Origin of the sequence: Synechococcus sp. WC101, assembly GCF_047461555.1 — a bacterium.
Classification (GTDB): domain Bacteria; phylum Cyanobacteriota; class Cyanobacteriia; order Thermostichales; family Thermostichaceae; genus Thermostichus.
The window spans coordinates 1-10,122 of the sequence record NZ_JANSHG010000093.1; the positions used below are offsets into that span (position 1 = coordinate 1).

Here is a 10,122-nt window from a genome sequence, read left to right on the forward strand (position 1 = left end):
GTAGTAGAGGCGGGCCATAGTCGGGCTGGGTAGTTTGGTGAGCTGGCGTTTGATTAGGATAGCAGGATCTGGGGGATCCCCAACAGCAGAACTAGAGGCCATGGTGCACCGTTTTTACCCACCGCAACCGCTTGGGCTGCACACACATACGAGCCGTGGTCACGATCATGACCGGCAGCCAGTGGAGCATGTACACCAAGCCCAGAGCCGTACGCCACCAGAGTTTTCGCCCGCGCAGCCCCTCCACCTGGCGCAGGCCGCGGTAGAAGGCCACCGTCACAGATCCCATGACCAGGGCGTTCAAGGGGAGCAGCACCGAGGAATGGCCCGTCAACAGCACCCAGAGGGTATCGGGAACTAAGGCCATCGGCAGCAGGTACTGAGAGATGAAAAAGGCCCAGAGATCGACTGTCTTGGCCATGCCCAGGCGGCGGCTGAGGATCCCTGGCCAGTAGTCGAGGTAGCGCTGGTAGCCCCCCTCCGCCCAGCGGCAACGCTGGTGCCAAAGGCTTTTCCAAGAGGTGACTCCCTCTTCGACGATGGCCGGCTCCGTCAAAAAGGCAATATCCACCCCCGCCAGGTGCAACTTAAAAGTAAGATCCAGGTCGTCGGTGAGGCTGTTCTCGTTCCAGCCGCCGCACTTTTCCAGGACATCCCGTCGCACCAGTTGGCCGTTGCCTCGCAGCTCCCCAATCCCGCGGATGGCCACCCGCTGCTGCTGCAAGTAGGCATCGGAGGCCATCTCCGCCACCTGGCCCAGGGTCCAGAAGTTGACGTTGGGGTTGCTCAAGGCTTTGCGCACCTGAACGGCGCCGATTGTCCGTCTGCCGGGGCGGGGGGTCTGGCCGAACAGCGGCAGGGTGCGAGTCAGCAAATCCGGGGGCACAATGGCGTCGGCGTCGCAGACCAAGATAATCTCCCCCCGCGTCAGGGGCAGCACCTCGTTGAGGGCGCCAGACTTGCCGCCTCCTCGCCCTGGTGGCCGTCGGTAAACTCGCAGGTGAGGGATCCGCTTTTGGGCTTCCTGCAAGATGTCGGGGGTAGCATCGCTGCTGGCATCGTCAATGGCCCACAGCTCCAGGTGGCTGCTGGGGTAATCCAACTGGGTGAGGCTGTGCAGCAGCCGCGGCAGCACTGCGCTTTCGTTTTTGGCCGGGATCAACACCGCCACTCGCGGCAGAGGAGAACCCGCCAGCGCTAAGGGCTGAGCCCCGCCCACCTCAGGCAAAGGCAGGGAGGCCGTTTCGGCGGCGGCGGGATCCCAGGCCATTGTTCCAGGAGGGTAAAGCCTCAAGGGGGGCGGCAGAGCCGCCGGTTGCAGCCGGAACAGGCGGTTGATGTGGATGACCATGAAGGTGGCCAGGCCAACGGTAAACCAGCGGGCTACCGCTACCTGGTGCATCAGGCTGACCAGCCCCCACACCGTCGCCAGAACCAGGAAAGCTTTGAGACGGCGGCGCTGAGCCGAGGTGAGCAACCAATCGGGAAGATGTAGGTCCTCGAGGGGGGCAGGCTCTGACCAGACAAACTCAGACATGGCGAGCATCTCGTAGGTAACAACTTTGCCCGTACGCACCAGCCGTCCCAAGCTTGAGCCCAGCGGCTGTTAAGAGGCCGTTAATTATTGTCACCTATTGTGTTGCCACCGACTTGGGTTAAGACCAAAGGTCTTGATCTGCTACCCCACAGCAAGGGATCCCTGTCCTCCCAAAGGATATGAAGAGCTTATGGGTTGCCGCGAATTTCCTTGATCACCCCATCTTCCAGCAGGATCTCCACCTGCATTTTCTGGATCAGGTTGTCTCCCTTTTGCACGCGGAAGAAGCTCTCCACGCTGCCCTGGAGCACCTCTTGGTTCAGCTCCAGGTTGTTCAGTTGGTTGATCTGCTGAAGCAACTGGTTTTTTTGATCCAAGAGCTTGATCTTTTGCTCGTTCACGCGGCTCTTCACCGCTTCCACCTGTTGGAGCACCTGGGGGCTGTTGGGGTTAGGGCTTTGCTTCTCCAGCTCGGCAATGGCCCGCTTGCCCTGAAACTCCAGTTGCTGCATCTGAGCATCGGTGGCTTCGATCTGCCGCTCCAATTGCTCCTGCATTTCTTTCTTCCAAAGGGGGGTGACCACCACCTTGACAGGGATGGTGCGCTTGAGCAGTAACTGAGTGCCGTTGCCGACGTTGTTTTCTTCCATAAGACCTATCCAGGCAGACTACCAAGCAAATCAGGGGGCCCTGTGCTTACAGAGAATTGTCCTCTAGCAACCTTGGAGAAGGAGGCTTGACAGACCACAACTCTCCCCGCCGCGGCGGAGAATCCGTCTACTTATCCTACCGGCCGGGATCCCCGTAGTAAAGTCTGGATCGGGGGGAAATGGCAGTTTTGGTTAAGGATCTTGAAGGCCGCTGCCGTGCGGCGCCGCAAAGTCAGTTAGCGTGAAAGACGGTGTTCTCGGATTTTGCAGCAGCCATGAGCGAACTGGCCTCAACTCCCTGGCAACCCTCGGCAGGGGCTGCCCAGCCGGTGCGGATCGCCTCCCGCAAAAGTGAGCTGGCCTTGGCCCAGACCCACTGGGTGATGGAGCAGTTGCAGGCCCACCATCCGGGATTGCCGCTAGAGCTGCACACCCTTTCCACCCAGGGAGACATCATCCTGGATGTGGCGCTGGCCAAAATTGGCGATAAGGGCCTGTTTACCAAGGAGCTGGAGGTCAGCCTGCTCAACGGCAGCAGCGATCTAGCGGTGCACAGCCTTAAGGATCTGCCCACCCGTTTGCCGGAAGGCCTGGTCCTGGGGGCGATTACGCAGAGGGAGGATCCTTTGGACGCGCTGGTGCTGCGGGAAGAGCTGCGCGGCTACCAACTGGCCACCCTGCCAGCAGGAACGGTGATCGGCACTTCATCTTTGCGGCGATTGGCCCAACTGCGCCACGCCTTTCCCCACCTGCACTTCAAGGATGTGCGGGGCAACCTCAACACTCGCCTGGCCAAGCTGGATCGGGGGGAGTACGACGGCCTAATTTTGGCGGTGGCGGGGCTGAAGCGCCTGGGCCAAGAACAGCGGATCCACGAGGTGCTGGATCCCAGTGTGTCTCTGTACGCGGTTGGCCAGGGATCCCTCGGCATCGAGTGCCGGCAGGGGGACGAGCGGATTCTGGAGCTCATCCGACCCTTGGCTGATGCGGAGGCCACAGCCCGCTGTTTGGCCGAGCGAGCTTTCCTGCGGGCCTTGGAGGGGGGGTGTCAGGTGCCCATCGGCGTCCACAGCCAAGTTCGAGGGGAAGAGCTGCACCTGACCGGCATGGTGGCTGACCTAGAGGGGCGACGGCTCATCCGCGATACCCAGACGGGATCCACCGCCGATCCCGAGGCAGTGGGGATGGCTCTTGCAGAAAAGCTAAAACAGCAGGGGGCCGACGAGATTTTGCAAGCCATTTTTGCCCAGGCCCGCCGTTAGGCTTTCCTACTTTTTCTGAGTAGGCTTTGAGAACTTCAGCTAGGGTCAGCTGAAGAAAAGGGGGAACAATGAAGTCCCCCCTACGTGAATTGCACTCAAATGAGAAATTCGCATTCGCAGCAGCAGTATCTAAGCTCTAGCTTAGCTCCCAAAACCGCCGTATCATCTTGAACTACTAAGGTCACTTGGTTGTTGGCAATCTCTGCCGGCGAGAGGGTTAGAGTTTTGGTGAAGGTTTGGCCAGGCGGAATTGGGGTAGGCGGACTTGAGAAAGTATACAAAAACCCCGCTTGAGTTGGAGGTAAAATCCCGCCGGTTGAAATCGCGCTGTTGAACGCGCTGTTGAATAGGTAGTACTTGTCGTTCCCGGCATCAGGAGTTGTGTTACTTGTTGCCTGGAAGTTATTGCGATAGGTAAACGTAAGGGTGCCTCCCAGCCGGCAGCCTGCTTTACAAGGGGGGCTCCATTGGAAGGTATGAGCAAAGAGTTTATTGGGTTGGGGCTCTCCCCACTTGACTGTCCCGAAAGGGCCCTGGAGAGTTTCCCAAACTTTGGGTGGAACCTCCGATTGCAGGGGGGAAGCAGGGTTTGGCGGAGGAGCGCTGAGGGTTACTGAGCGCAACACCATGGGGCTCGAGCACTGAAGGCCAGGCAGAGGGCTTGGCGAAGGGGGGAAAGGAACCTGGCGGAATAGCTCATCTACAGTTTCTGAGGATTCTGCCGGAGCTATGGGAACTGGGGAGGGTATCGATCTAGGCACAGAAGGCATAGGCTGCCTACCTGGCTCCGGGGCCTGAGCCACTAAAAGATGATCTTCAGCCAAGGCAACACCCGAAAGAGAACCACTCTCCCAAAAGGGCGTAAGTAGCAAGGCTAAAATGCCCAAACGCAGTCCTACTTTCATTTGTATTCTCCAAATCTTGATAATCTTGATAGAGATGCCCACTTCCTTCTCAGCTCAAGCCAAAGCTGAGAATTTACTAGCAAAGACGTTGGGGAATACAAGCAGGTTCCTTAAACTTTGTAAATTCTTGTGAATTCCAGCTCAATTCCAGCTTTTTCCTTTGCTTGATCATGTAGCGGGGCTTGGCTTCCTAGAAGGGCAAGAATTAGAGACGGGAGAAAATCCGCCGCTCAAATTTCAGCCCCAGCCAGATCACGCCGATCCCACAGGCCACCAACACCGCCGACTTGGCCAACAGGCCGGTTGGGTACTCGAAAAAGCGGGTCAGCACCACCAAGGTCAAGCCCAATAGCCCCTGCCAGAAGCGGCTCCGCCGCCCCTGCTGCAGCCCTTCCCAGCAGAGCACCACCGACAATCCCACGAGCAAAAGGGTCACGATCCAGGGAGCAAAGAAGGCCAAGGCTACCTTTGCGGTTAGGTTCAAAGGCAGGGCGCTGCGGATCCCCAGCAAAAGCGCCAAGGCAACCAGAGAAATCAGAACAGCAGCATCCTTCAGCCAAGACGAAACGGGCTGGGATCTCTTCTCCTGCCAACCCTGCCACCAGCCCCAGCCCGTCAGCAGCAGCAACCCCACTGCCGACAAGCTCGCCCAGGGATCCCCAACGTTCCAGAGGGGATCCTCGGAAAGATCGACCCACATCCCGACAAAGCTCCAGACATAGAGCAGGACACCCAGCCCCAGCAGAGCCAAGTTCTGGGCTGTCGGGGCCAAATCCAAGCCTTGCTCCAGCTCGCCGGGAAGCTCTGGATCCCTTCCTTCAGTTAAAACCCGGCTTAGCCAAGGCTTATGGCGTTGGTGCCACAGACCCAACCCCCACACAACTGCAACACCAAGCAGATGCAAAAGGGTTAAACCTTGGAAAGAGCTGCCCAAACGCTCGGCTAACCCTTGCAACGCCAGGCCAAAGTTCACCACGGCCAGGGCAAAAACCCAGCGAGAGCAACACCAATAGGCCAGAGGAACCAGCAGGCCCAGGGTCAACCAAGGATAGAGGAAGTTGACAGTCCCCCAATCCACGAAGTCGGCTACCATCCCCGAGCCCAGCAGAACGCAGGCCAGTACACCGCTGGGGCTGTGACGCAAGCTGTAGGCCATGGCCAAACTGCCCATCCCCCAGGCCCAAAACAAGCCTGCCGCAGATCCCCCAAGCTGAACCCACTGGGCCATCAGGCCAATACAGGCTCCCAGGGTCAGTTCACCGGCTATCAGCAGGGCGCTACCCAGACGCTGGGATCCCTGCTGCCAAACCTGGAAGCCAGCCACCTGCAGCCCTACCATGAGGGCCAAGCACCCCCAGGCTCTTGCCCAGCGGGGAATGGCAGCCCAGTTGGCCGCCACAAAGGAGATCACCCCTAGGCCCACCAGAACTGCGCCAAACAGCAGCAGCACCAGGGCAAATCGCCCGCCGGCTGAGCGTTGCAAACTCTCCAGTTGGTAATACTCCCGCAGGCGATCCCGTTGCTCCGGCTGGATTAGCCCCTGCTCCACCCAGGTGTTCAGCAGGTCGGCCAGTTGACGGCGGAAGCGGTCGTCGGGGCGGGGAGAAGTCACAGGGGATCCCGTCAAGGTGCCGGGTGTAGCAGGGTATGTCGCCAGTATTCTAGCCCCCACCCCCAACCCCTTTCCCAAAGGGAGAGGGGAGATTGGGATCCGTAGCCTGGAGCACCCGCTGCAGCACCTCTTGGTAGCCGGCTGCCGGATCGCCGAGATCAAAGCGAAAGAGGTCTTTATCCAGCACTCGTGGCTCAGCTCCCTCCAGATCCCACAGGCGGCAGGTGTCGGGGCTAATTTCGTCCGCTAGCCAGATCTGCCCTTCCTCGTCCAAGCCAAACTCCAACTTAAAGTCCACCAGCTCCAGCCGGCAGCGCCTCCAGAAGTCGCGAAGGTGAGTGTTGACTGCCAAAGCCAGGGATCCCAACACCTCCACCTGCTCCGGCGTGGCCAGCTGCAACAGGCGGATGTGGTCGGGAGTCACCAGGGGATCCCCTAGGGCGTCGTTTTTGTAGTAAAACTCCACCAGCGGCGGCTCGATGGGAAGGCCTCGCTCCAGGCCCAGGCGCTTGCAGAGGCTGCCGGCAGCACGGTTGCGCACCACCACTTCTAAGGGCAGGATCCGCAGGGCGCGCACCTGCATCTCACGGGGGCCGGTCTGGGCCAGAAAGTGGTTGCGGATGCCCTGCTGCGCCAGGTAGGCAAACACCCGGCTAGAGACGGTGCAGTTGACCTCCCCCTTGCCGGCGATAGATCCCCGCTTTTGGGCATTAAAAGCCGTGGCGTCGTCTTTGTACTGGCAGAGGTAAACCTGGGGATCGGCGGTGCGGTAGACCCGTTTGGCTTTGCCCTCGTAGAGGAGCTCTTGGGGCGTGGGCAAGTTGGACATGAGCAACCCCTAATATCCGTTCAACCGTCCGCGGATCCCTTGCCAGAGGGTGATGGCCAGGATGCGCAGATCCAGCCACAGAGACCAGTTTTGCACGTAGTAGAGATCATACTGGGTGCGGCGGGCAATGCTGGTGTCTCCCCGCAGGCCGTGGATCTGGGCCCAGCCGGTAAGGCCGCTTTTCACCAAGTGCCGATCTGGATACTTGGGGATCTCCTGGCTAAACTGCTCCACGAAGTAGGGCCGCTCGGGGCGAGGGCCCACCAGGCTCATTTCCCCCTTCAAAACGTTCCAAAGCTGGGGAAGCTCGTCCAGATTGGTGCGGCGCAAAAAGGCTCCTATCTTGGTTCGACGCGGATCCCCAGGGCGCGTCCAGCCCGGTTGCCCAGGCTCCTCCGCATCTACCCGCATGGTGCGGAACTTGGCAATCCAAAAGCGACGCCCGTCCAAGCTCACTCGCTCCTGCCAATACAGGATGGGGCCAGGGCTGCTGCAGGCCACCAGCAGAGCGATGACCAGGAAGAGCGGGCTAAGCAACACCAGACCCAGGGAGGCCCCTAGGATATCTACAGCGCGCTTGAGGAAACGGTTGTGGGCATAGCGCAGAGGGGGCTGCCGCAGCGTCAGCAGCGGGATCCCATCCAGAGAGTGGAACTGGAGGTTAACGGTTAAGAAGCTGAGAAGATCTGGCACCAGGCGCACTTGAACGGAGAGGGCTTGCAAGCTCAGCAAGAGGGGCGCAGAGGCCAACTGGGGCTGCCCAAACCACACCTCCTGGATCTCAGGGTGAGCCTGTACATAGGCCACCAGATGAGCGGGATCCAGGCGCTCCAGCTTTTGCAGAGGCCCCGCTTCTGGCGCCGAGGGATCCCCGGCCACGGCCCAAGCCTTGACCTCAAACCCCAAGGCTGGACAGCGCTCTAGCCGCTCCAGCACCTCAGCCAAGAGCAAGCCGGATCCCACCCAGATGACCCGTCGCCGCCCCTGGCCGCGGGCGTATAGCCAGCCCATGCCCAGCCGCAGCGCTAACCGCATCCCCGTCAGGCCGAGCAGGGCCAGCAGGCCGGCATAGCCCACTACCAAGCGCGACAGCGAGACAGAGCGCACGAAGAAGGCCCCTGCCAACACCAGGCCAAAGGTCACCCCCAGCCCCAGCAGCAAACTGGCCCATTCCTCAAAGCGGGATAGGCGCTTCGATTCGCCATATCCGCCCAAACCGGCCTGAACGCCCCAGTAGCTGAGAACGGTCAGCAATCCCAGGCCGGCATAAACATCCCACGGCAAAAGCTGGTGAGGGCGCAAGCTGCGCAGCCAGTAACCTGCCCCAAAGGCCAACCAAATACAAAGGCCATCCCCGAAGCAAGCTAGGGGCACCCACAGACGATGCGGATCCAAGCGAAGGGCGTAGCTGCGCAAAGGTTCCGTCTCCCTGGTGCGAAAGGACTCCGTCCCGCTAGCGCGATCGGCCAAGAGCTATCTCCTCCAAAAACGAAGACTGGGAACAATCTTATGAAAAGATTATCCCCTTGAGGCTGCAAGGACTCCGTCTCGCTAGCGCGATCGGCCAAGTTGACTCAAAAAACTGGTAATAACGGCGAGAAGTTGAGGATTAAGAGGCTCAGTTTCCCAGAGGAGCAATTTTCAAAGGGCTCCGTCCCGCTGCCGCAATAGGGCTGGCTACCGCCAACAACGACAGGCCAAAGGGCAACGAAAACTTGGGGATCAAATAGGCTTCCGCGGCAAAAATCTCTGCTAGAAGTTGATTGAGCCAAAGGGGCGGCATTTTCAAGTCTGGACTTTCCCGCAGGCGAAGTATTTTCTGGGCTAGGCGGATCCCTGCTGCCAGAGGGAAGAGAAAGCTGTTGAAAAAGGTAAAGGTATGAATTTGCAAGCCGGCGCTCTTGAGTAAGGAGAGAAGTTGTGCCGCTGTGTAGCGTCTCTTGTGGTGATTGAGCTCGTCATGGGCGCTCCACAGCCAGGGATAAGCCGGCACCGTGATCACCATGTAGCCAGATGGCTTTAACCTCTGGATGAGGGCTTCCAGAGCTGCTGTGTCTTCGTCTAAATGTTCCAGAACGTCCAGCAGAGCAATTAAATCAAATTGTTGAGAGCCAAAAGGGATCCGATGCGGCAATTCGCCTTCTTCCACAATCGCAATGCCACGAGCCCGGGCCAAAGGCAATGCTATTTCGCTTCTTTCCATGGCCCAGACTTGGCCAAACTGAGACAACATTTCCAGGTTGCCACCGCTGCCACATCCCGCTTCCAAGATACAAGCTGAGGGAGGAAGAGGGATCCCTGCAATAACCCGGCTGAGAATCTGTCGGCGGCCCACAAACCACCAATGTCGATCCTCTAGGCCTGCCATTTGTTCATAAGCTTTGGGATCCATAGTCGTCCCCAATGGTTGGGAACTTGTTAGGGAGAAAGCCTGGCCTTGCCCCAGCGGTTTTGGCGGTACCAGGCGGCCACATGGGGGCACCAAGCCTCGAAGTGGGGCCACATCAACTCGCACAGCTCGCGGATCTCCCGCTGGGCATCCTCCTTAGCCCGCAAATCCAGAAAGTGCATCAAGCTGCGGCAATTAAAAGACACTACAAAATGTTGGCGGATCCCGTAGCCGATGATGTTACGAGCATCCTCATAGGGCACCCCACACTCTTCGACCAGGCGATAATAGGCAATGGCCTGGCTGCGATACTGCTCAAGAATGATGTTTAGGGCCTCGGGAGAGATGGGCTTGAAGCCTTGGCGGGTTTTGGCTTTGCCTTCCTTGACGCTGGCGGGAACGTAAAATAGAGTTTCCAACTCTTGCAAAGCTAACTCTGCCCCGGTTTTGTCGGCAAAAGCAGAAGTTTCGTCCCAGCCCCCCGTATACGGGGGGCTGGGGGGCTGGTTGGGGGGGCCGGGCGGGGGGTTGGGGGGCGTTCTCCGGGGCCCAGACAAGAGTCTTTTGCCCAAATCGGCAATTTGCTGGCCTGTATATCGAAAAGATTGAACGTCGAAAGAAATTCCCACCCGATGAGTACGGGCCTGTTGCATGACAGCATGGGGAAAATAGCCTACCCCAAACGTGATCTGAGGGTGCTCCAGCGGCCCATAGTGGCCACGGTTGCCCTCCAGCAGATGCCGCACCACGGCCTCGCCATATTTTTCCGGGATCCGGCTCTCTGGGGTAACAAAATCAGGGCTGTGATCTTGGTGCATCGCCTGGTAGATCACCCGTTCGGGATCTGGGGTTTGGCTGAGCACCACCACTTGAAATAAGGCATCCACGGGCTGTGTCCCCAAAGCTAGAGACGACTGGCTAGTCTCACAGTATAGAGA

The 10,122-nt window shown here is 59.1% G+C and carries 8 protein-coding genes; 1 reads left to right on the forward strand and 7 read right to left on the reverse strand.

The window, feature by feature from the left end:
* Positions 1 to 91: 91 nt before the first annotated feature.
* On the reverse strand, positions 92 to 1,537 hold the full coding sequence (locus NW809_RS07745) for a glycosyltransferase (protein WP_011429160.1): 1,446 nt from the start codon (positions 1,535 to 1,537) through the stop codon (positions 92 to 94).
* 188 nt (positions 1,538 to 1,725) lie between these two features.
* Entirely contained in the window at positions 1,726 to 2,187 is a 462-nt protein-coding gene (locus NW809_RS07750; RefSeq protein WP_011429159.1) for a YlqD family protein, read from the reverse strand.
* Positions 2,188 to 2,462: 275 nt separating this feature from the next.
* Between NW809_RS07750 and hemC the strand changes: the two genes are divergently transcribed.
* Complete coding sequence (gene hemC / locus NW809_RS07755; protein WP_414401875.1) at positions 2,463 to 3,449, forward strand: hydroxymethylbilane synthase; 987 nt, start codon at positions 2,463 to 2,465, stop codon at positions 3,447 to 3,449.
* Between the two features lie 1,110 nt (positions 3,450 to 4,559).
* Here hemC and NW809_RS07760 read toward each other — a convergent pair.
* From NW809_RS07760 to NW809_RS07780, 5 genes are all read right to left on the reverse strand, one after another.
* Entirely contained in the window at positions 4,560 to 5,966 is a 1,407-nt protein-coding gene (locus tag NW809_RS07760) for a DUF2157 domain-containing protein (RefSeq protein ID WP_414401876.1), read from the reverse strand.
* A gap of 49 nt (positions 5,967 to 6,015) precedes the next feature.
* Positions 6,016 to 6,786, reverse strand: a complete 771-nt coding sequence (gene purC, locus NW809_RS07765; RefSeq protein WP_414401878.1) for a phosphoribosylaminoimidazolesuccinocarboxamide synthase — start codon at positions 6,784 to 6,786, stop codon at positions 6,016 to 6,018.
* Positions 6,787 to 6,804: 18 nt separating this feature from the next.
* The gene (locus NW809_RS07770; RefSeq protein ID WP_414401877.1) at positions 6,805 to 8,265 is read right to left on the reverse strand and encodes a sugar transferase; all 1,461 of its coding nucleotides are present in this window, start codon (positions 8,263 to 8,265) and stop codon (positions 6,805 to 6,807) included.
* A gap of 148 nt (positions 8,266 to 8,413) precedes the next feature.
* Positions 8,414 to 9,187, reverse strand: a complete 774-nt coding sequence (locus tag NW809_RS07775) for a class I SAM-dependent methyltransferase (protein ID WP_049749699.1) — start codon at positions 9,185 to 9,187, stop codon at positions 8,414 to 8,416.
* Between the two features lie 26 nt (positions 9,188 to 9,213).
* On the reverse strand, positions 9,214 to 10,071 hold the full coding sequence (locus tag NW809_RS07780) for an FAD-dependent thymidylate synthase (protein WP_011429152.1): 858 nt from the start codon (positions 10,069 to 10,071) through the stop codon (positions 9,214 to 9,216).
* Positions 10,072 to 10,122 lie beyond the last annotated feature (51 nt).

What these genes read in the sequence shown, in the direction of transcription:
- NW809_RS07750 (WP_011429159.1), bottom strand. Translation starts at nt 2,187, where the DNA reads ATGGAAGAAAACAACGTCGGCAACGGCACTCAGTTACTGCTCAAGCGC.
- NW809_RS07745 (WP_011429160.1), bottom strand. Translation starts at nt 1,537, where the DNA reads ATGTCTGAGTTTGTCTGGTCAGAGCCTGCCCCCCTCGAGGACCTACAT.
- NW809_RS07775 (WP_049749699.1), bottom strand. Translation starts at nt 9,187, where the DNA reads ATGGATCCCAAAGCTTATGAACAAATGGCAGGCCTAGAGGATCGACAT.
- hemC (WP_414401875.1), top strand. Translation starts at nt 2,463, where the DNA reads ATGAGCGAACTGGCCTCAACTCCCTGGCAACCCTCGGCAGGGGCTGCC.